The organism is Coleofasciculus sp. H7-2 (assembly GCF_042747725.1).
Classification (GTDB): domain Bacteria; phylum Cyanobacteriota; class Cyanobacteriia; order Cyanobacteriales; family FACHB-T130; genus FACHB-T130.
The window spans coordinates 36,540-60,564 of the sequence record NZ_JBHZGO010000089.1 but is presented as its reverse complement, the minus strand read 5'-3'; the positions used below and the strand labels follow the sequence as shown (position 1 = coordinate 60,564).

The window sequence follows — 24,025 nt, the reverse complement described above, 5'->3', positions numbered from 1 at the left end:
TGTAGAGACGCGATTAATCCTGTAGAGACGCGATTAATCCTGTAGAGACGCGCGATTAATCGCGTCTCTACTTATCTATTTTTCAAAACTAACACCCCTTGCGAATTCACCTCGTATTGTGCCCCCACGTAACCAGTGCGCTCATACAGAATTTGATGAATGTATTGGTCTAGTTTTGCTTCATCAGAAATTTGAGGTCGATAATATTCTTTGATTTGCTCCTCGATTCCCATCACCTCCAGGCGATCGTGAAGTGCGGCGGGTTCTCCTGCTAAATAAGCATTTCGCGCCGCCTCATCGCTCAAGAAGCTCATCACAATTGACAACGGAACGCCTCCCACCGTCATCCTGCCACTGCTCAGTAGTACTGCCCCCAGAAAGATAGATAGAAGTATAGAAAAGTAGATGCCCGTTATAACTTTTACAGGAACTTTGGGTGAAGGACGGTAATCAGGGCGTTGTTGTTTGCGAATGGTTCGACTAGATTCAGGCGCTAAGCGAGCCATAGTTTCCGACTTTAAATCTGTGCTTCTATTGATGCCTGAAATTAAGTTGTTTGGTCAATCTATCCTGAGACGTAAAGATTCAAAGACTGCGGAAACAACGCAGTCAACATAGAGCGCAGATCGCTAAGCGGCGGAGAGTTTCAAGCGATCGCCTGCACGTCATCCTGTAGATAAAGCTGTCCTGATTGCCAACTACTCAAACTCATATCTGGAGCGCGATCGCCCAAAAGACCTGTCCTACCCATCCATTAGCAGTAGGAAATTGACTTCGCTACTTCGGATCTTTCCCGTTTTACTTAATTTATAGATGTAAATAAACTATATATCTGCGACTTTTTCTTTCCAGCAATGAGCAGCCAGATGTATCAGAGGACGGAAAACTATGACCGTCATACTTAAGGTTTATAATTAATTTTCTGTTACAAAGGTCATTTGGCTAGTACAGACACTGGATAGAAGCCAAAGAAACAAAGATTCGATGAAGATGCCCAAGAATCCTTCTGGAGAATGAGGCAAAATGATACCTTAGGCGTAAAGAATGTTACGTGATGCCCGATTAATTTACAAAAATTAATTTCAATAAACTTGAGTTGTTAACCTATCGCTTCCATGAAGAATCATTCGAGTCTCAATCAACCTTGTGAAACTGACCGCATTCTCGTTGTGGATGATTCTCCCGATAACTTGTTTTTGGTTCAAACCATTCTAGAAGAAGAGGGATATCAAATTACCTTGGCGGAAAATGGTCGTTCTGCCCTAAACGAGATTGAACAATCTCCACCAGACTTGGTGTTATTGGATGTCATGATGCCGGGGATGGATGGATATGAAGTCACAAGGAGAGTCCGTGATAATACTAAGTTGCCGTTTATCCCGATTTTGCTGATCACAGCCCACGATCACGCCAGCGTGGTAGAGGGATTAGATACAGGAGCGGATGATTTTATTCGCAAGCCAGTACAAGTCGATGAATTGCTGGCGCGGGTGCGATCGCTTCTGCGGCTGAAGCATAGTGTGGACGAACGCGATCAAATTGCCCGTCAGCGAGAAGATTTCGTTTCTTGGCTCACCCATGACTTACGGACGCCGATCGTCGCCGCAGAGCGGATGCTGGCTCTATTTAGGCAAGGAGCCTTAGGAGAACTCTCGCCAGGAATGCAAGAAGCGATCGCCACGATGGATCGCAGCAACCGCAACTTGCTGGCGATGGTGAATACTTTGTTAGAAGTCTATCGCTATGAAGCCGGTCGTAAAACCCTGAGCTTCTCGCCTATTGACCTGCGAAAACTACTTCAGGAAGTGATCCAAGAACTTTCCCCCTTAGCAGAGGAAAAAAATCTGACCTTGAAGCTGGATCTAGAAGACAGCGCAGACAATCATCCGCTTGATTGCAAAATAGTCGGCGATCGCATGGAAATCCATCGGGTTTTAACTAACTTAATCGGAAATGCTATCAAATTTACAGATAGCGGTTCCGTAGCCGTCCATGCGTCGATAGCCCCCCATACAAGTAACTCAGCTAATCCTGCCGTCGTTATTGACGTTAACGACACAGGCCCTGGCATCACCCTAGAAGACCAGAATGTTTTATTTGAGCGGTTCCGCCAAGGGAACCACAAGCGCTCTGGCAGTGGTTTAGGGCTGCATCTATCGCGTAGAATTGTGGAAGCTCATCAAGGTGCAATTGAGGTCAAATCTGAGTTCGGTAAAGGGAGTTTATTTAGAGTCCGTTTGCCTGCTCAAGTATGAAATTTTACCGTTGGATTTTAGATTTTGGATTTTAAAGGGCATAAAATCTAAAATTTAAAATCCAACATGGGAGAAAAAATGCTCGTTCCACTGAAAGTTAGTAACATCGTATCTCAGCAACGAAAGTTCTTTGCAACCGGAAAAACTAAAGACATATCATTTAGACTTCAACATTTAAAGCTTTTAAAACAAGCGCTTTTAGAGAATGAAGTCGCTATTTTTAAGGCTCTGCAAACCGATCTGAATAAATCAGTATTTGAAGCTGCTTTATCAGAAATAGGAGTTTGCTTAGAAGAAATTAATTATGCGTTAAAAAACCTAAAAAACTGGACAAAGCCTAAGAAAATAAAGCCACCGATTACCCAATTTTTATCCTCAGCTCAGGTTTATTCTGAGCCGTTGGGTGTAGTTCTGATCGTGGGAGTTTGGAACTATCCCTTGCAGCTACTAATTTTGCCTCTAGTGGGTGCGATCGCCGCCGGTAACTGTGCGATTTTAAAACCTTCAGAAATTGCTGAAAATACATCGCATTTGTTAGCTGAGATTATCCCTAAATACTTTAATCCAGAAGTAGTTGCTGTTGTAGAAGGCGGTATCGAAACCAGCCAGCAGTTACTCGAAGAAAAGTTTGACTATATCTTTTTTACAGGCGGCAGCGAAGTCGGAAAAATCGTTATGGCGGCGGCAGCCAAACATCTGACGCCTGTCACCCTAGAATTGGGCGGCAAAAGTCCTTGTATTGTTGATGCCGATACTCATCTGGAATACACCGCCAAAAGAATTGTTTGGGGTAAATTCATGAATGCAGGTCAAACTTGTATTGCCCCAGATTATCTTTTGGTAGATAAAAGAATTAAAAGAGATTTGTTAGCACAAATCAAAAATTGTATTCACGATTTTTATGGAGATGAACCGGAAAAAAGCCCTGATTATGGCAGAATTATTAATCAAAAACACTTTAACCGTCTCTGTAAATTTTTAGATGGCGGTGAAATTATGATTGGTGGAGATACTAATCCATCCGAGCGATACATTGCTCCTACCGTCATCGATCGAGTGGACTGGGAAGATCCAGTAATGCAAGAAGAAATCTTTGGTCCGATTCTGCCAGTCTTGGAATATACAGAGTTGAACGAAGCGATCGCTCTTGTCAACGCCAAACCGAAACCCTTAGCTCTCTACTTCTTCTCAAAAGACAAACAAAAGCAACAAACCGTCTTGCAACAAACCTCTTCAGGGGGTGTTTGCATCAACGATACCGTCATGCAAGTTGGCGTCCTAGATTTACCCTTCGGCGGCGTCGGAGAGAGCGGCATCGGTCGCTATCACGGCAAAGCAAGTTTTGAGACATTCTCCCATCAAAAAAGCGTACTCAACAAATCTTTTCTAGTTGATGTGAAGTTGAGATACGCTCCCTATAAAGACAAGCTCAAGATCCTGAAGTGGCTGATGAAATAATTAGTCATGAGGAAAAAGCTTTAAATTGTAGAGACGCGATTTATCACGGGTGAGTTTTGAATTACAGAATTCTCTCCTAACTCAAAACTCTCATTCCCCACTCCCTTAATAGCTATATCGCTCTTCTGCCCACGGTTCTCCCCGCCGATGGTAGCCATTGCGCTCCCAAAAACCCGATTCCTCTTGCCGGAGAAATTCTAAACCGTTAATCCATTTGGCACTTTTCCAGGCATAGAGGTGAGGGACAATTAGCCGCATCGGTCCGCCATGTTCTGCAGGTAGCGGTTCCCCAAATAGAGTGTGAGCAAAAAAGTTTTCTTCCCGGAGAAAGTCTTCTAAAGGAATATTCGTGGTGTAGTCGCCGTAGCAGTGTTCCATAACATGAACGGCTTTCGGGTCAACTTCCACCAGCTTCATAAAATCTGTCACCTTAACGCCAGTCCACTGCACATCGAGTTTAGACCAGCGGGTGACGCAGTGGAAATCGGCAGTAAAGTCATGTTGGGGCAGAGCCATGAAATCTGCCAAGCTAAAAGTCTTTTCGGTTGCCAAACCCCAGACGCGAAATTGCCAGTTGTCAGTATCAATCTGGGGAGTGTTGCCGTAGGTCAGCACCGGGAAGCCTTTCGTCAGATATTGACCGGGAGGAACGCGATCGCTCTGCTCCGATTCTGGTTTTTTGAAAAATTTTCCTAGCATGAGTCTAGTAAAGATGGCGTTATGTGTACTCTAATTCTTAATATGCACTTTTTTATCCACAAAAATAGCGCCCAAAGGCGCTCGGAAATTCTAGCAGGCTGAGACGAAAAGCAACCTCTAGGATGATTATTCTTCTTCGGCTTCTTCTTCTTGTTGCACCGGATACACAAACTTAGAACGCCCAGTCAGAATTGATTTGCCCAACGAGAGAGCTTTCTGAGCTTGAATTGTCGCCTTGTGCTTCCAGGTAGCTTTGCGCTTATCGCGCTTGGATTTTGATGTTTTCTTCTTAGGAACCGCCATGATCGTTACTCCAGCAATCGTTTACAGCCTTCCTATTCTAAGAGATCCCTTGACCAGTTCAATCTAGTCGGGCGAAATTCCTAGACCGTCTGAAGTTTGTTCGTTCCCCATGAGGCAATGAGCGGACAGGTTCACGCGGTTGTTATCGCGGTGGTTATAGCCCCTGTCCATTGGTTCCCGTTCCAGCAGGTGGTGGCGTAGTGGGATTTGGAATGTTCTGTGTAGGATTTGGAATGTTCTGTGTAGGATTTGGAATGTTCTGTGTAGGATTCGGAATCGTCTCAGTGGGATTTACATTACCGCCCGGAATCGTTGGTGTAGAGGGAATCGTTGGTGTAGAGGGAATCGTTGGTGTAGAGGGAATCGTTGGCGCAGTTGGCGCAGTTGGCGCAGTTGGCGCAGCTGTTCCGGGTGCCTGGTTCTGAGGAGTACCTGGAGCTGCGGGAGTGGCTGTTCCCGGCGTCTGGTTCTGAGGAGTATTTGTAGGCGCTCCGGGCGTGACATCCCTAACGTTACCGGGCACTAGGGTCGGTGGGGGAGTTGTCGCCGGTGCTGCGGGTGCTGGGGGTTCGGCAGTAGCGGGAACGGGCTGATCCGAAGGCGTCACGTCATCGACAAAACCGAGTAAAGACTTGGTATTGGGAAAGTAGGTTGCCCAGCGAGGAGTATCGGGGCGGCTTTTCCAGGCTCCGCGAGTTACTTTTAAAGAAAGAATCGGCGCGATCGCTCCCTGATTTTGCCCTAGAATCATCACGGCAACATCGGTTACTAAAATGTCGCGGTCAAAGCTACGCTGCGCCGCCGCCCTAGCCACCACCTCTGCTCTGCGGACAAAACCTTCGTAGGTTTCTGCTGGCTGACGGATCAGGGCAACTTCAGCGCGAGCAGTGTAAGCTTGGGCAATCTGCGGTGCAAAAGCCGCCGTCGCCAGCCAAGTTGCTCCTCCACAACCAAGCAATGTCACTAAACTAATGGGTGCAATTCGCTTGCAAGCAAAAGACTTCATCAAATTAGCAGTCCTCTGACTCCACCATCTCCCCTGAAACTCGATTGCTGATAAAACGTTCAAACTATCAGAACCCAACTTGTGCATAGTTGCCACCCGGTTTTTGCCCCGCCCTAGAATCACCGATTTTTAGCCTTCCTACTTTGAAGATAATGCCCAACAAAAATGTAGTTCATCTACATCATGGATGAGAATTACCTCCCACTGTAGAGGGATTTTGCCACAAATAACGACAAAATTGAATTCAAAATAGTTCCGAGTAAATGAATCTTTTCTTGTCGTTGGTACTTGGCTATGCGTTATTTTTTAGTTTTCAGCTCAACCCTAGCGGTAATGGCTAGCATTTGGGGAGTCTTGAGTCCTTCATCTAGAGCGATTCAGCTAGCAGATGGAACGGTTTCCTTTGAAAAACCGCCTCGCTTAATCAATGCTACGACTACCTTTGACGGGATTAATGTTTGGGGAGCTACCTATTATTTCACCGTCAGCTTGCCAGAAAATGCTGGTGAACCGCTCCAGCGAGTAGCGATCGCCCAGAGCGAGGGATTAGATAAAATTCGATTTAAACTCGACGACAGCGAGGCATTTGAAGGGAAGCCAGGAAAAAAAGGTGAGAAGCTAACCCTAGGATCTGTAACCATAGACAGCAAAACAGGCACCGTCTCAGTGACGTTCGATCCGCCAGTACCTCCGGGTCAAACCATTACAATTGGTCTTGAGCCGGTACGTAACCCCTTCAGTAGCGGCGTCTATCTGTTCCAAATCAAAGCTTTCCCAGCCGGAGAGAAAGCTTACGGTTTAGATTTGGGTGTGGGACGCCTGCACTTCTACTCGCCCTTTTAAAAGCTTGTCTTTCTCTTAAACATCATTGCTGAATTTTTCGGATAGGCTCTAATAGAGAATGTAACCGCTGGAATTACTTGCATAAAACAGGTAAAGTTGCAAGCGGTTGATGTGGTTGCAGATTTTTGTGGCAATCTATCCCGATTACCCTCTTTCAATATCACTATGGCTCAAACTTTTTTGATCGATCCAGCGACCGGAAATGATAGCGCTGCTGGCAGCCAGTCAGCGCCGTTCAAAACGATTACCAAAGCTCTCCAGCAAGCACAATCCGATACGACAATTCAACTGGCAGCCGGGAACTACAATGCAGCCAGCGGTGAAATCTTTCCCCTCAAGGTGCCGCCTGGGGTCAAGGTTATGGGGAATGAAGCCAATAAAGGCAGTGGCATTTTGATTGAAGGAAGTGGAACCTACAGCAGCCCTAACTCTTCTGGCGGTCAAAATGTAACGGTAACTTTAGCGAATGATGCTCAACTCCGGGGCGTAACTGTTACCAATCTGGCTACACGCGGGACTGCTGTCTGGATTGAATCGAATAGCTCCACGGTTGCCAATTGTACCTTCACCAATAGCAAGCGCGAGGGAGTCTTTGTTTCTGGTGATGGCAACCCGGTTATTACCAATAATGTATTTACTAAAAATTTGGGCAATGGCATCTCGCTAGCAGGAAATGCCAAAGGCGAAATTCGAGGCAATACCTGCCAGAATACAGGTTATGGCATGAGCATTGCCGATAGTGCTTCCCCATTGGTAATAGATAACCAAATTTCTGGCAACCGATCGGGGATTGTCATCTCTGGAAATGCTCGTCCCAAGCTGCGGAATAATCTGAGCGAACGAAACTCTGACGATGGGGTGACGGTGATTGGGAATGCCTTGCCGGATCTGGGCAGTACCACTGAGGCAGGAAAAAATATCCTGCGGTACAACACTAAATTTGATTTACAAAATAGCAGCTCAAACCAGCTGGTTGTGGCAGGAAATCAAATGAATCCCGACAAAGTAAAGGGAAGCATAAACTTGCTCGACAATCAGCTTCCTCCCACTGACACGGCTGGTGGAGGTACTGGTGGAGGTACTGGTGGAGGTACTGGTGGAGGTACTGGTGGAGGTACTGGTGGAGGTACTGGTGGCGGTACTGGCGGCGGATCTACAGTAGTTGAGCTAACCGATATTAAAGGTCATTGGGCTGAGGCTTTTATTCAGGAATTAGTGAAGCAAGAGATTATCAGCGGCTTTCCTGACAAAACTTTCAGACCCGATGCCAGTCTGACGCGAGCGCAATATGCCGCCTTATTGACAAAAGCCTTTAACCCAACTGCCAAACGAGAGGCGATCGCTTTCAAAGATGTGGCAGACAGTTTCTGGGGCTTCAAGGCGATTCAACAAGCCTATCGCGGCGAATTTCTCTCTGGTTTTCCCGACAAAACCTTCAAACCGAACCAGAATGTCCAGCGCGTCCAAGTAATTGTTTCTTTGGTGAATGGACTGAAGTTAACGGGGGGCGCTCTCAGTGCGTTAAACTTCTTCGATGACCGCACGGGCATTCCTGACTATGCCAAGGATGAGGTAGCAACAGCCGCCCAAAAGCAGCTGGTTGTCAATCATCCGACGCTCAAGAAACTTAACCCCACGCGCGATGCGACGCGGGCGGAAGTAGCGGCAATCGTTTATCAAGCTTTGGTGGATGCCAAGCGAGTGTCAGCCATCAACTCGCCCTATATCGTGACTGCTTGAGCTGACCTCTCCCCAAGCTTTGAAGATGGCTCCCCTTCCCTCCCAGGGAAGGGGTTGGGGGTTAGGTTCGGTATTTTCGCCCCTACTTCTCAAGTCAACAGGACTTACGCAACATCACCACATCTGAGGGCAACCACAAGGGGATTGCCCCTACAAAATGCTATATGTATAAGCTTTGCGTAAGTCCTGATTTGCCACCGCAACCACAGGGGATTGAACCCGAAAAAACCAGGACTTACGCAACTTGCGCGACATCTGAGGGCAACCACAGGGGGATTGCCCCTACAAAATGCTATATGTATAAGCTTTGCGTAAGTCCTGGTCAACATTGAGAGACTACTAGATTCACGAGAGTAGACCCGATCTCATTGAGGGGGAGGACGAAATCTACACTTCCCGTGGCAATGGCAGCGCGGGGCATCTCAAAAAATTCCGATGTACTTTCATCTTGGGCGATCGCTAATCCACCCATTTTATGAATTGCCTGCGCCCCGATTGCACCATCGCTGCCAATCCCAGAGAGAATGACAGCGATCGCTCGCTCTTTAAAACTCGCCGCCAGTGACTGCAACAGCAGGTCGGCAGAGGGGCGTGCAAAGTCCACGAATACCGCTCCAGACAGGCAGAAGGTCCCGTCCGGGGTGACGAGCAGATGCTGATTTGGAGGAGCCACGTAGACCATCCCCGGTTGTAATGGCTCTCCTGCTTGTGCCTGCTTGAGTGGCAAGGTTGTGGGGCGACTTAGGGCGTCGGTTATCCAACTGGAGGCAGACTGAGTGTCGAGTTTCTGCACCACAATGATGGCTGCCGGAAAATCCGGGCGGAAGGCAGGCAGAATGTGACCTAAGGCTCTCAAACCCCCCTCAGATGCCGCCAGCACCACCACTTTGAAAGGGGAGTGCGAATAATTCTGTCTGCACTCTCCCTCGGTTCCGCAGTCGCGGCTAGCTGCACTGTAGCAGGCAGTTGACCTTGGAAAAGCCCTTGCCGGATGAAATCAGAGCGTTGTTCCGCCTCTTTAGCCTGCGCTTCATAACGCTGTGCTGACAAGGTGTTGTTGCGATCGCGCGCATACTTTGCCATCTTATACATCAGCTCCGCACGCTCTTCTAGAGAACGGATTGCAGCCCACAACGCCTCCTCCTGAGCCTGGGACTGCCCCGCTACCAAAGTCTCTGCTGAATAGGCGTGCCCGACGCGACAGCGGTACTGGAGCAACCCTCTCTCATTCAGTTGGAACAAACTACCGCCACAATCTGGACAAGTAAAGTTTGAGCGAGTCCCAGGCTTTCCCCGTTGCCGTAAAGCGGCTCCATCCACTTCCACAATGTCGAGATCCATCTCAAATTCGCTTTCGCTAGGCACGGTGCTTGCTCCTTCCTCTGCCACGGGTTCATGGGCTAGACGCACTAAAGCAGGGGCAATTAACGACAGCGTCAGGATAAAATCAACGTCTGCGTGTTCGATGGCGCTCTTTGGCATCCCCGAAAAAAAGGCGTCCGTTGGGTCTTGAACGACAGCCACACCTTTTTGCCGCTTCAAATCGATGAGTCCCGCCGTGCCATCGTCGAGAGTGCCCGACAGCACCACCCCGACTACCCGGCGTTTGTACGCCCTCGCTGCGGTGCGAAACAGAGGATCGACTGCCGGACGAGTGTTGTTCTCTTTTGGCCCCTGCACCAGGCGGATGTATCCGCGTTTCACCAGCAGGTGGTAATCTGGCGGTGCCACATAGATCCGCCCATGCTCAATCTTCTCATTGTTTTTAGCATGGTCTGCGTGCAACGGACCTTCGCGGTTTAAAAGCTGCGGCAGAATACTCTTACCCCAAGCTGGAAAGTGAACGACGATGAAGATCGCAGCAGGAAGATTTGGCGGTAATTCAGCGACCAATTGAGTCAAGGCTTCCACTCCCCCTGCGGAAGCTCCGATAACGATAATGTCGTGACCAGGCATTTGCCTCTCCTCATGGAACAATGCGGAAAAATCCATCCGATTGATGGAATGGGGTGAAAACTCTGCTCAATCAGTGATGATTGTAGCTACATAGGTTTTGGCTAATTCCTACAAGGAAAAATATGCTTGGCGCGAAGCTCTATCCTTCACCCGCCAAGCATCTTCTTGAGAGAATCGCTATTTTCTGCCTTCGCCGTCAAGCTTGCAAGGCAGTGGAATTTTCAAAGCTTTGGCTTGCTTCTAACTAATGTAACTGCTAGTGTTTCACCCATCTTCTAGCTGGGGAATGAGTCCAGTATGAAGTTCATAAGTGAGCATGAATACAAAGAGTAGACCTCTTGCAAAAATACTTGGCGATGTTCGTAATCGCGGCTACAAAAACGTAGGCTTTAGCCTTCAAGGGAGGGTAGTCCGCCTGCGCGGACTCTTAAAACCCGCTTGGGGTTGTCGTGACGCATCGGTCTTTCCTGCCAGGTAAGCTCTAGCATGATGATTTCTAATAATTGCCCTTATCTGATATCTGATCGCAGCTAGTATTCACCGAGCGGGAGAGGGTGACAACTTTGCAGAGATTTGCAATGGTATAGCGCTATCTTCTGTAACGAAATGCAACGTATAATGAGAGCGACCAAACACGCAAGCAGCTATAAGGTAGACCATCAGATGCGAGTTGCGATCGCTGGGGCGGGGTTAGCAGGGCTTTCCTGCGCCAAATATTTGACAGATGCCGGTCACACTCCCATCGTTCTAGAACGTCAGGACGTTCTAGGCGGTAAGGTGGCAGCATGGAAAGACGAAGACGGCGACTGGTACGAAACCGGACTGCACATCTTTTTTGGGGCTTATCCCAATATGTTGCAGCTATTTAAGGAACTCGGCATTGAAGATCGGTTGCAGTGGAAAGAACACACAATGATCTTCAACCAACCCGATGCCCCCGGTACTTATTCTCGCTTTGACTTTCCGGACATTCCGGCACCATTTAATGGCGTCACAGCGATTCTGGGCAACAACGATATGTTGACTTGGCCTGAAAAAATTCGCTTCGGGATTGGTTTAATTCCGGCGATGATTCAGGGGCAAAAATACGTTGAGGCGATGGATAAATACTCGTGGTCGGAATGGATGAAAAAGCAAAACATCCCCCCACGGGTAGAAAAAGAAGTTTTCATTGCCATGTCCAAGGCACTGAACTTCATTAACCCGGATGAAATTTCTGCCACGATATTGCTGACCGCTCTCAATCGCTTCCTTCAGGAAAAGAATGGCTCAAAAATGGCCTTTTTGGACGGTTCCCCGACCGAGCGGTTGTGTCAGCCAATGGTAGATTACATCACCGAGCGCGGTGGGGAAGTGCGGTTGAATATGCCGATTAAGGAATTTTTGCTCAACGCCGATGGCACGGTGCGGGGATTCCTGATTCGCGGGTTGAATGGTGCTGCGGATGAAATAATAACGGCGGATGCTTACGTTTCGGCGATGCCCGTTGACCCCCTGAAGGTGATGTTACCCCAACAGTGGCGTCAGATGGAGTATTTCCAAAAGCTAGACGGCTTAGAGGGTGTGCCGGTGATCAACGTGCATCTGTGGTTTGACCGAAAATTAACTCAGATCGACCATCTGCTGTTTTCGCGATCGCCCTTGCTTAGTGTCTACGCGGACATGAGCAACACCTGTCGCGAATATGCTAACCCCCACCGCTCAATGCTGGAACTGGTGCTGGCACCGGCAAAGGATTGGATTGGCAAATCTGATGGGGAAATTGTAGACGCCACCGTCGCCGAATTGGAAAAACTTTTCCCCGACCATTTTGGGGGAGAAAACCCAGCCAAGTTGCTGAAATATCACGTTGTCAAAACGCCTCGTTCAGTCTACAAGGCAACTCCAGGGTGTCAGCAATACCGTCCCTCCCAGGAATCACCGATTGCAAATTTCTATTTGACGGGTGATTACACGATGCAGCGTTATCTAGCGAGTATGGAAGGTGCCGTACTTTCTGGTAAGCTGACAGCGCAGGCAATTGTGAGCAGTCAGTCGTCAGTAGTCACCGATCAATCGTCAACGGTCATCGATCAGGCGTTAGTCGTTAGTGGGTAATGGTTAGGGGGAAAGAGTCTACTCCCAAATCTCTGACTATCTATTACCTGCTACCGAAGAATAACAGACTCAGGACAATTGACAATTGACAACGGACAACTGACAATCTCTGGTGCCTGTACTGAATGCTGCAACTGTCTAATTTCCCGCGCATGAGAACGCTGGCTTCAATAGAGGACGCTTACCAACTCTGTCGCCAGATTACGGCTAAGTACGCAAAGACGTTTTATCTGGGTACGCTGCTGATGCCAGCAGCCAAGCGTCGTGCCATCTGGGCAATTTACGCTTGGTGTCGTCGCACCGATGAACTGGTGGACGGTGCCACAGCCGCGATTACGACTCCTGAAACTTTGGATCGGTGGGAAAAACAGCTAGAATCTGTCTTTGCTGGCGAACCCCTAGACGATCCGGATGTGGCTTTGGTAGACACGCTGAAACGCTTCCCGATGGATATTCAACCATTTCGGGATATGATTGCGGGTCAGCGAATGGATCTATACCGCAGCCGATACGAGACGTTTGAGGAACTCAATCTTTACTGCTATCGGGTTGCCGGTACGGTGGGGTTGATGTCTACTGCGGTGATGGGTGTCGATACGGAACCGTATACAGCACCCTGGAAGCGCCATCAAGAGATTTATGTTCCCACCTCGGAAGCGATCGCCCTCGGCATCGCCAACCAACTCACCAATATCCTGCGAGATGTCGGAGAAGACGCCCGTCGGGGTCGCATTTACCTGCCCCTCGAAGAATTAGCGTTATTTAACTACACCGAACAGGATCTGATGAATGGCGTGGTCGATGAGCGATGGTGCGAATTGATGCGTTTCCAAATTCAACGGGCACGCAAATTCTACGCTGAAGCCGAACAGGGGATCGGTGCCCTTAGTTCCGACGCTCGTTGGCCCGTCGCGGCGGCTTTAATCCTCTACAGCCAGATTCTCGATCGGATTGAACGCAATCAGTACGATGTATTTAGCACCAGAGCTTACGTCCCGACTCCCCGCAAGCTGCTGAGTTTGCCAGCCGCTTGGTTGAGGGCGCAGGTGCTATAACTCTGTGGTAGCGACAACCAGAGGAAAATCAACTCATGTCTGGAAACCCTATGCTGTTTGGGATTAGCGATTCCCGATTTCAAGTCCGTTTATCGATCGATCGATAAACGGACTTGCTCCTATCAAATCGCTTGAAAGTCTGAAATCAATCAGGGATGCGGTTCAGGTCGCCTCTAATGGGCAACTGATGCTGCTCACGAGGACGCTCCCGTTCTTCAAGCCTTGTCAGCACCATCAGCAATTTCTGGCGGCAATTCAAAGCAGCCATCTTCCCCCGGATAGAAGTCCAGCACTTGCACCACAGCAGTGATATTTAAAGCCCCATAGATATGAGGAAAACGTTCTCCTTCGTCTAATCCCTCATATCGGATTTCTGCCTCAATTTCCTCCGATTCAAGGCACAGCAGAACTAAGCCACTTTGGGAATGAAAAAAGCTATTCGCTACTTTGATAACTTGCTCTGGAGTTGAGCAGTGGATAAAACCCTCCGATTCCAACGTATCGCCGCAATATTTTTTAGTTGATTTTGCTTCTTCCCACTGTTCGCGCTTCGTGATGTGCAAAATAATACTCATGAAATTTTCCAAAAATTGTTATTTTAAAATCTCAGGACTTACGCAAAGCTTATACATATAGCGTTTTGTAGGGGCAATCCCCCTGTGGTTGCCCTCAGATGTGGTGATGTTGCGTAAGTCCTGATCTAATTGGTAAGAGGTAGACCTTTATTTACTTCCACGGATAGAGGCACAATCTGGTTCGCTTAAGGCTAAAAACCTTACCCCGTGAGGTTGGGTTAAGGCAACATTACCCAACAAACGCTTTATAATGTTGGGTTTCGCTTAGGCGCTTAACCCAACCTACAATCATTACAATCACTAGAATTATACTTAACCAAACCCGATTGCGTTGAAACAAATCTCGCAGATTAGACGAATTCCCCTTTTGCAACTAAAATTACCTTACCACCCACCGATACTTCAATGGAATCAGCATTTTTGTGAGCTTTTAACAACAACAAAGAAGGTCTGCCAATTTCATATCCTTGCTCAACTCTAAGATTAATTGTCTCTACTCCCAAATAGGAATGCTGAACTAAATAACCAGCTAAACAACCATTCGCACTTCCTGTAGCTGGATCTTCTGGAATCCCTGCATATTCTGCAAACACGCGCACACTCAAGTCATTCTCTGGATTATAAGTTTCAGGACAGAAAACCAATATACATTTGCCTTGAGTGTGACTAACTAAATCAAAATATTTATCCTTATTTATCTTGATTCGCTTTAAGGATTGGTGCGTTTTCAAGGGAACGATAATAAAGGGAACCCCAGTCGAAACTTCTTGAATTGGGAATTGACGATCTATCTCGCTTGGTTCTAAATTCAAAACTTGGGCGAGTGTCTCTCTCTCGAAGGTTTGGCTAAAAATAGGTGGTTTTTGCTGCATCCACAACCATTCTACTGCTTGCTCTGCGTAATGCAGCGATACGGGAATTTGCCCAACCTTCAGATTTAAAATTAAGTTTTCAACCAGCTGATTAATAATTGCTTGTTGCAAAATATAGGCAGTTCCTAAGGTAGGATGACCCGCAAACGGTAATTCTTGCTCCGGCGTAAAAATTCGCACATCATAACCTCCTTCTCGAACCTCAAGAGAGGTTACAAAAGTGGTTTCTGAATAGTTCGTCTCCTTAGCAATTCGTTGCATCTGAGCATCAGAAAGCTCACCGGCATCCGTAAAGACTGCTAGCTGATTACCAGTATATTTTTCTACGGCAAATACATCAACAATGTAAAAGTTAAGTGGCTTCATACTTGTCAAAATCGCTGCTATATGGTTTATTAGCAAGAGGCTGGGATCGCGTCCAAATGCACAACTCAGCCGGAGGGCAGATATACCAAATAGGGAGGTTGGTATACTAGAGAACGTTTGCAAATCCAGCGTGCATTGTAACTAAAGATTTTTTTGCCAATGCCATTTTTCGGACTTGTTTGGGTAACTTCTTGGGTCAGCTGTTTTTTCTCTAACCAGGCGTTGTCGAGTATACCTGATTACCTCTCGATAACACTTCCAGCCAAGGTTTTTTCAGCTGTCAATAATCCCCTCGAAAGCGATAAACCTCTGTTCGTTCAGGCTGTAGGAACGGGGGAACCTTACTCTTATTTAAGTGGTTTACATTCTCAGACTTTCAGTGCGTTCTTGCCTTCCTGGGGTTTCCAGCTAGGAGGAAACCAGAGCCAGTCTTCATCAAACAAAGCCAAAGCGCCCGGACAAGCTAGCCGGAAGCTAGATACGGTGGATAATGTGCTTTGCCGCCCCGGATCGACATCAACGAAGGAAGTGCCAGTAGCGCCAACCATCCTATCCCAGTCGGCTTCATGGGTTGAAGTCCCTGCCAGTCGAGTGCCAAAGCCTAGTTTTCCGGACAGAATTATGCAGGTGATGCAGAATTTATTGAAATTGCCTGCTTGGGCTGAATCTCGCGACAAAACAACGCCTTCGCCGGTTGCAGTGGTTCAGACTCGCTACAAGGGCGAATCGGGCGATCGCCCAATCGGTGAAAAAATGGGTAAACGGCGAGGTTTTTGGATGTCGTTGACTGGGCGCAAAAGCAAGAGCGTCGCCACATCCGACAGAGAACAAGAGCAGTTTCAAGTCTGGGTGAAGGGACATTTGGTTGCTCAAATACCCGAAAAAACCCAAGCTGAGCTATTTGCTAAGCGAGTCGCGCAACTCCTGCAAAACTCCCATCTAGATGCTTCGCAACTGAAACCAACGCTGGTGGAAGGGAAGCCAGGGGGTAAGCTGGGCAATGACCAGTTGTTTGTAATTGACGACGCGATCGCCACCAACTTCAATCGCGATCGCCAACTCTTAGCAATCGAATGGGTAAATAATCTCCGCATCGCCTTGGGGGAAAAGCCTTTAAGCTTGGTGGAAGCTCAAGCCCAAATGCACGGATTAATCCAGACAGATACCAAACTGGAGGGTTTAGCCTCTTGGTATGGGGGCTATTTTCACGGACGCCAAACGGCAAACGGCGAAATCTACAACCAGGATGCACTCACGGCGGCTCATCCCTCTCTACCTTTTAATACCTTTCTAAAAGTGACAAACTTGAAAAATGGGGATGCTGTCATCGTGCGGGTGACTGACCGTGGCCCCTACATTGCGCCGAGAACGCTGGATTTGTCGCGGGGAGCCGCTCGCTGCGTTAAGAGTGAAGAGGTGGGCGTCATTCCGTATGAAGCAGTAGTGATGAAACCGCTCTAAGCTCAAAGACTGAGGAGTGAGGGCTGAGGACTGAGGGCTGAGGAGTGAGGGCTGAGGGCTGAGGGCTGAGGGCTGAGGGCTGAGGGCTGAGGGCTGAGGACTGAGGACTGAGGGCTGAGGGCTGAGGACTGAGGGCTGAGGACTGAGGGCTGAGGACTGAGGACTGAGGGCTGAGGACTGTCAAGCGTAGCGGTGCGAAGCACGGACTGAGTATACCCCAGACTTAAAAGTCGGGGATTGAAATAATGATGCGATTTCTTCGGGCTGCGCCAGAAGAGAAACAATTCTTTCTTCTTCTCCATAACTAAATAATGGTGCTTTAAACCATTAGTTACTCAGTCCTCAGCCCTCACTCCTCAGTCCTGACTCCTCAGTCCTCAGTCCTCAGCCCTCACTCCTCAGTCCTGACTCCTCAGTCCTCAGCCCTCAGCCCTCAGCCCTCAGTCCTCAGCCCTCAGTCCTCAGCCCTCAGTCCTCAGCCCTCACTCCTCAGTCCTCAGTCCTGACTCCTGACTCCTCAGTCTCTATTCAAGACAGCGGATAGCCTCTAGCAAGCCTTTGGCTTTGTTGAGGGTTTCTTGGTACTCAGTTTCGGGGCGAGAATCGGCAACCAGACCCGCACCCGCTTGGACTGACACCTGATGTTTACCACTGGCTTGAGAACGAACAACCATCGTGCGAATAGCGATCGCTGTATTTAATTGCCCCTCAAAGTCATACCATCCATAAGCCCCCGAATAGGGACCGCGACGACAGAGTTCAAGTTCGTGAATAATCTCCATTGCTCGAATCTTCGGCGCACCGCTGACGGTTCCTGCGGGGAAGCAGGCTTTGAGTAAATCCCAGGCGGTTTTACCGGGCGCAAGTTCTCCCAGCACGTTGCTGACGATGTGCATCACATGAGAGTAACGCTCAATTAGCATCAATTCATCGACTCTCACCGTACCGCTAGTGCAGACGCGCCCCAAATCATTGCGACCTAAGTCAACCAGCATCACGTGTTCGGCAATTTCCTTAGGGTCTTGAAGTAAGTCCTCGGCAAAAGCGTCATCTTCTTTTGGCGTCTTCCCTCGCGGGCGCGTCCCAGCAATCGGGCGCACGGTAGCGCTCATCCCCCCCTCAGAAGTTAGCGCATCGCCTGCGTAGGAACTCAGCACCGCCTTGACCATCACTTCCGGACTAGAACCGATAATCTGCCAATCGCCGAAGTTAAAATAAGCCATATAAGGCGAGGGATTAATTAGGCGCAAAGAGCGATATAAGGCAAAGGGGTCGCCGCTATACTCGGCACAGAGTTGTTGAGACAGGACGACTTGGAAAATATCTCCGGCGCGAATGTAATCTTTTGCCTTTTCGACGTTAGCGCAGAATTGTTCGCGTCCGGTGTTGCTGGTGTAGGTGAGTTCTTTCTCTCGGTTTTCTGGGGGCGTCCATTGCAACAAAGTATCTTTTCCCGACAGAGGTAGCTGGAGTTTGCTTACCAGTTGAGTAACGCGATCGCACGCCTGTTGATATGCCTGAGCATAATCCACATCCAGGTCGCGCAAATCCGCATACGCGATCGCCCAAATCTTCCGCTTCACCTGATCGAAAATAATCAGGTTATCTACCTGCATCCACAATCCATCCGGCAAATCGTCCTCTGAGGCGGGATAAATCGGCACGCGCGGCTCTATCCAGTTAATCAGTTCATAACCCCAGAAGCCAAATAATCCGCCGATTCCAGGCGGCAATTGGGGCAACTTCACCGGGTGAAACGGCTTTAGACAATAAGCTAATGCTTTAAACGGATCGCCTTCAAAAGCGATCGCCCTCCCGTCACGGTGGGTTTGCGTCGTTTTACTTCCTCTAGCCTCCAACACCCACAAAGGATCGCAGCCGACAAAACTGTAGCGTCCTACTTTTTCCCCACCTTCCACGGATTCCAGTAAAAAGCTATAAGGCTGTCCAGCACAGACTTTGTACCAAGCCGACACGGGTGTATCTAGATCTGCCACCCATTCCTGATACACCGGCACAAAATTACCCTGTTTAGCCAGATCGGAAAATTGGGAAAAATCAGGAAAAATCATAATTTTCTTGCGTTCTGGATCGAGGCGATTCGCCCTAGCGACGCCATTATTCATCCAGGGTAAAACAGAAACGGGCGTAAAAGGGAAAAGGGAAGAACCAGACGCTTCAGTTCATCCTTCATCCTTCAAATTTTGACTCTCGTGTTTTGACAGAGCAGGACTTACGCAAAGCTTATACATATAGCGTTTTTTCGGGTTCAATCCCCCTGTGGTTGCCCTCAGATGTACTGACTTTTCAGGGAGTTCCCCCCAATTTATCGAGGAGTCGTGGCGGCTCACATATCTGAATGCAAACCTTTAACCCACCAGTATTGCCATTTCTCCGCCCATCTATGCCATCATCTTTAACGAACAAAGTAGGGTGGATAGTACCCACCCTACTCAAGAAGAAAAAATTTAAAAGGTGCTAAACCTCGTAAGTCGGACGACCGCTAAACTTAACGGTTGGAGGTTCCGGGTTGCTGCCAATGTTACGGTCTAGCTTATTCACATAAGGACGACCTTGATTGACTTTCTCTGGGAAGACGCCATCCTTAGGATGCAAGTACTCAGTTTCACCGTTCGGAAAGACACGGTAAATCTTGTAGTTGTTGATTTTGAACTTGGCTCGGAGTACCTGACCGCCTAACATGATGCAGTATTCTTTACGTGCCAGGTATAGCAAGTTTTCACCTTGATTCATGATGGCAGAGCCACCAGTGGGCAATTCAAATACTTGCTGTTTCGGGCTTGTCCAAGTGATGGCGTACTTTTCTTCTACTTCAGCTTTGGTGAGCAAGCCGCCGGTACCGCCACCAAATATGGGGGTTTGTCCAGTAAGAGTTTCTGGCATAGATTTTTCTCCCAACGTTTTAGGGCATCCTATCACCGAGGCAACGCCTGTCTTGCGAGTCTGTCAAGAACTGTAACAGTTTGTCATTAGTCATTGGTCGTTGGTCATTTAGTCATGGGTCATGGGTCATTAGTCAAGGGCTGCTGACTACTAATTGCTGACTGGTGATTAATCAAGGACTACTGACTGCTGGCTGCCTTGCCACGATAGGGACGGTAAAGTGAAACTGACTGCCTTGGTCTTTACCAGCAGATTCAGCCCAAATTTGACCGCCCCAACCCGTGACAACTTGGCGACAAATCGCCAGTCCCAGACCAGTACCGCCAGTGGTTCGCCGCAGAGCGCCTTCTTCCTGATAGAACCGATCGAAGACAACCTCAAGCCCGTTGGGTTCAATGCCACGACCTGTATCGGCAACCGTAACTTCCAGCATCGAGCTGTCGTTACACTGAGCGAGTATAGTAATTTTTCCTTTAGGCGTTGTAAATTTGCAAGCGTTGTCCAGCAGTTTGGCAAGAACCTCGACCAGCCACTCCCCATCCGCTCGCACTAAAGGCAGCGAATCTGGCACTTTGGTGATAATCTTTGGCAGCTGACCATCCGAATTGCGGGCGCGGATACTGCTGAGGGCAAGATCGATGCACTCTGGCAGCGCTAAGGCTTCTGGATGCCATTGCACCCGACCACTTTCCAGGCGAGAAAGTGTGAGGAAGTCTTGCACCAGTTTACGCATCCGCTCGGCGTCGGTGAGAGCGGTGCTGAGCATCACTTGCCGCATCTCCGGGGGCATATCAGGTTCGCTTGCCAGACTTTCCAGGCAGACTTGGATAGTGGAGAGGGGGGTGCGGAGTTCGTGACCCGTAATCGCGACTAAGTTGCTGCGGGTGCGGTCGAGAGCTTCTAGCTGTTGGTTGAGGTCTTCCAGGTTCGCGTAGGCTTCGGCTTGAATCAGTGCCCCGGCGATTTGAATAGAAATGGCTTCTACGAGTTCCAATTCGTCGTCCTGCCACTCATAGGGGGTAGCACCGCAATGATGCAACTCTACTATTCCCAGCAACCGATCCTGATACAGGACTGGCACCAGCAGCCAAGACTGAATAGAAAAGTCGCTCACCAAAGTCTGGAGTGAGGGATTAGAAGGAAGTTCCGACACTCCTACAATGCGAGGGTCTATATGAGTATCGGCAACATAAACTCGCTCTCGGTGCTGCACAACTTCCTGAAATAGAGGATTTTCCTGTAGAGGCCAATCCTGACCGAGTGCAGAGACAAGTCGAAAATTCCCGTTATCCGTCACTTTCAAAAATTCATGGTTAATCGTGGCAGATGTATCCGTTGCCCCGGCACGATAAATCAGACACCGGCAAGGAGAGAGTGCCTGTCCTAATTCCTGCACGGCAACGGACAGAATTTCATCCGGGTGCAAGGGCTGTCCGGTGTGGCTGCCCCGCCGGATGGCAGCGGTAATTGAGTTCACCAGGCGCTCTTTGCGTTCTTGGGCAGAAATCGAGCGATAAGCTTTGAGCAGCTTGTATTGCCCCGCTTGCAAGTAAGTCACCAGGCACTGGACAAAGGGATCGGGATTGTCGGTTAGAGACTCTGGGGTTTGGGCGGAGGATTCCTTCGCCGCCTGTATGGAGTTTTGAACTAAAAAATTCTGCCTATCGGCTGCTTCCCGATTGGTTTTTCCCAAGGAAGCTTCTAAAAACTGACCCGTGGAAGGGATGCCGTAAATATTCCGGGCTTGAGCGAGCTTTTGAGCCAATTCTGGACGGTACTGCAAAATCCGATTCAGCAATAATTCAGCAACGACGCAACTGACTTGCCGATCGAAAGTCCAGATTCCCTCAAACCGGCGGGCGGGGTCTATCCCTTCAAACGATGAAATACGCAATCGGGAGGTCGTTCGAGGGGGGTCGGAAGGGAGGCGGGTGGAGGAAACCGCTGGTGGGATTGCAATTCTTGCTGCTGTATGACCTTTTGCACCCTGACGCGATCGCATATCATCCGTTATCTTTCGTTCTCGACAAACTAAGCAGGTGGCATAATTCTGTCCAATCACTACTAAGTGCCACTCTTCACTTAAACCATCTGTTGGCTCAAACGCGACCGTTTCGTAAGCTCCCGAACAGCTGGTAAAGTCCGTTTCTGGTGCTGCCAGCACATATAACTGCTCTGTCCGTTCTCCAATCCGTCGATAACGGTGAGCCTCCTGACGATAGAAGCGCTCTCGCTGGAAGCTGGCAATCACCAGATGCTGGTCTAAAGATGCCAGAACCTGGTCTTCCATCGCATGGGATAAGGCGATTAAAGAAGACTTGAAATACATTTGAGGTCGCAGCTGGGGCAGGACTTGCAGCAAATCTGCCAGTACAGAAGTCGGGATGCTCATTTAATAATTTGCCGAGTTTTGTACCCGTTCTATGCCTATCGTACAAAACAGCGTTCCTCTTAACGTTTTGAATATTTCCTGCTAATCCGGTTTTACGGAGCGTAAATTCTCACACAATTGCTTAACTCTAGGTTCTAGGGGAGGCGGCGTCACGCTCCTGTGAGTTCTGCTACTTGATGGCTGTGAGTTGAGGGAAACTCAATGGTTGCATTGATAGGGCTTTGAGAGGAAGCGATCGCTTCCCCAGCCCTCCCTATAAAAATTTCTTATGCTTATTATTAATCTTCCTTAAGGAGGATGTCATGACTAAACTGCATCTAACCGATGCAAAAACTTCATTTCTATTAATATTTTGTAATTTCTTATACGAATTTCCCGGTTCAGTTTGCATAACTTATCATCAACGAGCAATTGACAAACACAAGATTATCCGTTTGGGGGCATTCGAGCGACACGTAATGAGGACATACCCATGACAAGCACAGCCACGCCCACAGCAAGTCTGAATAAATTTGAAAAATTCAAAGCAGAGAAAGATGGTCTGGCGGTAAAGGCAGAAATCGAACATTTTGCCCAGGTTGGCTGGGAGGCGATGGACGAAACAGACCGCGACCACCGACTCAAGTGGGTAGGGATTTTCTTCAGACCCGTTACGCCCGGAAAATTTATGATGCGGATGCGGATGCCCAGCGGTATCCTCACCAGCGCTCAAATGCGAATGTTCGCCGAGATTGTGCAGCGCTACGGCGAAGATGGCAGTGGCGACATCACCACCCGGCAAAATATCCAACTGCGGGGAGTCCGGATAGAGGATGTGCCAGAAATCTTCCGACGGTTAGAGCGAGTGGAGATGACCAGCGTTCAGTCGGGTATGGATAACGTCCGCAACATCACAGGTTCGCCAGTAGCGGGGATTGATGCGGATGAATTGTTTGATACGCGATCGCTAGTTCAGCAAGTTCAGGATATGATTACGAATCATGGGGAAGGCAACAAAGCTTTCAGCAATCTGCCCCGGAAATTCAATATTGCGATCGCGGGTTGTCGCGACAACTCAGTTCACGCTGAAATCAATGACCTCGCCTTCGTCCCCGCCTACAAAGATGGCATCTTCGGTTTCAATGTCCTCGTCGGTGGCTTCTTCTCTGCCAAACGGTGCGATGCTGCCATTCCCCTCAATGCTTGGGTGCATCCCGACGATGTTGTAGAAGTATGCCGAGCCGTTTTAGAAGTTTTTCGCGATCGCGGCCCTAGATCGAATCGGCACAAGGCACGCTTAATGTGGCTGATCGATGAATTGGGGTTAGAACAGTTCCGAGCATTGGTAGAAGAATATCTGGATAAGCCACTGCAACTAGCCGCAGAAAAAGACGAAATTGACTGGGAAAAGCGCGACCATATCGGCGTGTACCCGCAGCAGCAACCCGGCTTAAACTACATCGGCTTACACGTTCCTGTAGGGCGTCTTTATGCCCAGGATATGCTAGACCTCGCCCGAATGGCTGAAGTCTACGGCAGCGGCGAAATGCGGTTCACAGTTGAGCAAAATGTCATCATCCCCAATATTCCCGACTCGCGCTTAGACTCCTGCTTAGCCGAACCCCTGCTAGAGCGATTCTCCATCAATCCCGATCCCTTATCGCGATCGCTAGTCTCCTGCACCGGGTCACAGTTCTGCAACTTTGCCTTGATAGAAACCAAAAACCGCGCCCTGGCAACGATTGAGGAACTGGGAGCCGAATTATTTCTAACCAAATCCGTGCGGATTCACTGGACTGGTTGCCCCAACTCCTGCGGTCAGCCTCAAGTCGCCGACATCGGTTTGATGGGGACGAAAGTTCGCAAAAACGGCAAAACCTTAGAAGGTGTCGATCTTTACATGGGCGGCAAAGTCGGTAAAGAAGCCCATCTGGGTACCTGCGTCCAGAAAAGCATTCCCTGCGAAGACCTCAAACCCTTATTGCGGAACTTATTGATCGAACAGTTTGGGGCTACACCTCGCTTTTAAGCGGAGAAGCTTTTACCGACTCCCTACCGCCAATT

At 48.8% G+C, this 24,025-nt stretch carries 20 protein-coding genes; 8 read left to right on the top strand and 12 right to left on the bottom strand.

Translation table 11 applies throughout. From position 1 onward, the window contains the following. Positions 1-71: 71 nt before the first annotated feature. Complete coding sequence (locus ACFW2W_RS18200; protein ID WP_378181188.1) at positions 72-506, bottom strand: hypothetical protein; 435 nt, start codon at positions 504-506, stop codon at positions 72-74. Positions 507-1,115: 609 nt separating this feature from the next. Here ACFW2W_RS18200 and ACFW2W_RS18195 point away from each other — a divergent pair. Both ACFW2W_RS18195 and ACFW2W_RS18190 read left to right on the top strand, forming a co-directional pair. After that, positions 1,116-2,255 carry a response regulator gene (locus tag ACFW2W_RS18195; protein WP_378181186.1) on the top strand — a complete coding sequence of 380 codons (1,140 nt, stop codon included), beginning with the start codon at positions 1,116-1,118 and terminating at the stop codon, positions 2,253-2,255. Between the two features lie 78 nt (positions 2,256-2,333). After that, entirely contained in the window at positions 2,334-3,713 is a 1,380-nt protein-coding gene (locus ACFW2W_RS18190; protein WP_378181183.1) for an aldehyde dehydrogenase, read from the top strand. Between the two features lie 105 nt (positions 3,714-3,818). Here the strand turns inward: ACFW2W_RS18190 and ACFW2W_RS18185 are convergent, their stop codons facing one another. From ACFW2W_RS18185 to ACFW2W_RS18175, 3 genes are all read right to left on the bottom strand, one after another. Continuing rightward, complete coding sequence (locus ACFW2W_RS18185) at positions 3,819-4,412, bottom strand: sulfite oxidase-like oxidoreductase (RefSeq protein ID WP_378181180.1); 594 nt, start codon at positions 4,410-4,412, stop codon at positions 3,819-3,821. A 126-nt stretch (positions 4,413-4,538) separates the two neighbouring features. Next, on the bottom strand, positions 4,539-4,715 hold the full coding sequence (rpmF, locus tag ACFW2W_RS18180) for a 50S ribosomal protein L32 (RefSeq protein ID WP_378181177.1): 177 nt from the start codon (positions 4,713-4,715) through the stop codon (positions 4,539-4,541). A 154-nt stretch (positions 4,716-4,869) separates the two neighbouring features. Next, complete coding sequence (locus ACFW2W_RS18175) at positions 4,870-5,844, bottom strand: hypothetical protein (protein WP_378181174.1); 975 nt, start codon at positions 5,842-5,844, stop codon at positions 4,870-4,872. A gap of 171 nt (positions 5,845-6,015) precedes the next feature. On the opposite strand from ACFW2W_RS18175, the gene ACFW2W_RS18170 reads away from it, so the two are divergent. Both ACFW2W_RS18170 and ACFW2W_RS18165 read left to right on the top strand, forming a co-directional pair. After that, a complete protein-coding gene (locus tag ACFW2W_RS18170; protein WP_378181171.1) occupies positions 6,016-6,564 on the top strand; it encodes a DUF2808 domain-containing protein in 549 nt (182 codons plus the stop codon). 165 nt (positions 6,565-6,729) lie between these two features. Beyond that, the gene (locus ACFW2W_RS18165; protein WP_378181168.1) at positions 6,730-8,304 is read left to right on the top strand and encodes a DUF1565 domain-containing protein; all 1,575 of its coding nucleotides are present in this window, start codon (positions 6,730-6,732) and stop codon (positions 8,302-8,304) included. A gap of 322 nt (positions 8,305-8,626) precedes the next feature. Here the strand turns inward: ACFW2W_RS18165 and ACFW2W_RS18160 are convergent, their stop codons facing one another. Next, on the bottom strand, positions 8,627-9,187 hold the full coding sequence (locus tag ACFW2W_RS18160; protein WP_378181165.1) for a chemotaxis protein CheB: 561 nt from the start codon (positions 9,185-9,187) through the stop codon (positions 8,627-8,629). Next, complete coding sequence (locus tag ACFW2W_RS18155) at positions 9,157-10,260, bottom strand: chemotaxis protein CheB (RefSeq protein WP_378181162.1); 1,104 nt, start codon at positions 10,258-10,260, stop codon at positions 9,157-9,159. Before ACFW2W_RS18155 ends, ACFW2W_RS18160 begins: the two co-directional genes overlap by 31 nt. Before the next feature lie 663 nt (positions 10,261-10,923). On the opposite strand from ACFW2W_RS18155, the gene pds reads away from it, so the two are divergent. Together pds and crtB are read left to right on the top strand one after the other, a co-directional pair. Continuing rightward, positions 10,924-12,357: a 15-cis-phytoene desaturase gene (gene pds, locus ACFW2W_RS18150; protein ID WP_378181374.1), complete on the top strand. Its 1,434-nt coding sequence runs from the start codon at positions 10,924-10,926 to the stop codon at positions 12,355-12,357. Positions 12,358-12,482: 125 nt separating this feature from the next. Next, positions 12,483-13,412, top strand: coding sequence for a 15-cis-phytoene synthase CrtB (gene crtB, locus ACFW2W_RS18145; RefSeq protein ID WP_378181159.1), 930 nt, complete (start codon positions 12,483-12,485; stop codon positions 13,410-13,412). A gap of 215 nt (positions 13,413-13,627) precedes the next feature. Here crtB and ACFW2W_RS18140 read toward each other — a convergent pair whose 3' ends face one another. Beyond that, positions 13,628-13,987, bottom strand: a complete 360-nt coding sequence (locus tag ACFW2W_RS18140) for a DUF952 domain-containing protein (RefSeq protein WP_378181156.1) — start codon at positions 13,985-13,987, stop codon at positions 13,628-13,630. A gap of 350 nt (positions 13,988-14,337) precedes the next feature. Further along, a complete protein-coding gene (locus tag ACFW2W_RS18135; RefSeq protein ID WP_378181152.1) occupies positions 14,338-15,225 on the bottom strand; it encodes a PhzF family phenazine biosynthesis protein in 888 nt (295 codons plus the stop codon). A gap of 222 nt (positions 15,226-15,447) precedes the next feature. On the opposite strand from ACFW2W_RS18135, the gene ACFW2W_RS18130 reads away from it, so the two are divergent. Next, the gene (locus tag ACFW2W_RS18130; protein WP_378181150.1) at positions 15,448-16,686 is read left to right on the top strand and encodes a septal ring lytic transglycosylase RlpA family protein; all 1,239 of its coding nucleotides are present in this window, start codon (positions 15,448-15,450) and stop codon (positions 16,684-16,686) included. A 2-nt stretch (positions 16,687-16,688) separates the two neighbouring features. Here ACFW2W_RS18130 and ACFW2W_RS18125 read toward each other — a convergent pair whose 3' ends face one another. The 4 genes from ACFW2W_RS18125 to ACFW2W_RS18110 form a co-directional block, all read right to left on the bottom strand. Beyond that, positions 16,689-16,988: a hypothetical protein gene (locus ACFW2W_RS18125; protein ID WP_378181147.1), complete on the bottom strand. Its 300-nt coding sequence runs from the start codon at positions 16,986-16,988 to the stop codon at positions 16,689-16,691. A 222-nt stretch (positions 16,989-17,210) separates the two neighbouring features. Beyond that, the gene (locus ACFW2W_RS18120) at positions 17,211-18,758 is read right to left on the bottom strand and encodes an anthranilate synthase component I family protein (RefSeq protein ID WP_378181371.1); all 1,548 of its coding nucleotides are present in this window, start codon (positions 18,756-18,758) and stop codon (positions 17,211-17,213) included. A 406-nt stretch (positions 18,759-19,164) separates the two neighbouring features. After that, positions 19,165-19,590 carry a photosystem I reaction center subunit II gene (gene psaD, locus ACFW2W_RS18115; RefSeq protein WP_378181144.1) on the bottom strand — a complete coding sequence of 142 codons (426 nt, stop codon included), beginning with the start codon at positions 19,588-19,590 and terminating at the stop codon, positions 19,165-19,167. 172 nt (positions 19,591-19,762) lie between these two features. After that, a complete protein-coding gene (locus tag ACFW2W_RS18110) occupies positions 19,763-21,982 on the bottom strand; it encodes a DICT sensory domain-containing protein (RefSeq protein ID WP_378181141.1) in 2,220 nt (739 codons plus the stop codon). Between the two features lie 472 nt (positions 21,983-22,454). Here ACFW2W_RS18110 and ACFW2W_RS18105 point away from each other — a divergent pair, with 472 nt between their 5' ends. Continuing rightward, the gene (locus ACFW2W_RS18105) at positions 22,455-23,990 is read left to right on the top strand and encodes a ferredoxin--nitrite reductase (RefSeq protein WP_378181138.1); all 1,536 of its coding nucleotides are present in this window, start codon (positions 22,455-22,457) and stop codon (positions 23,988-23,990) included. Positions 23,991-24,025: the final 35 nt, after the last annotated feature.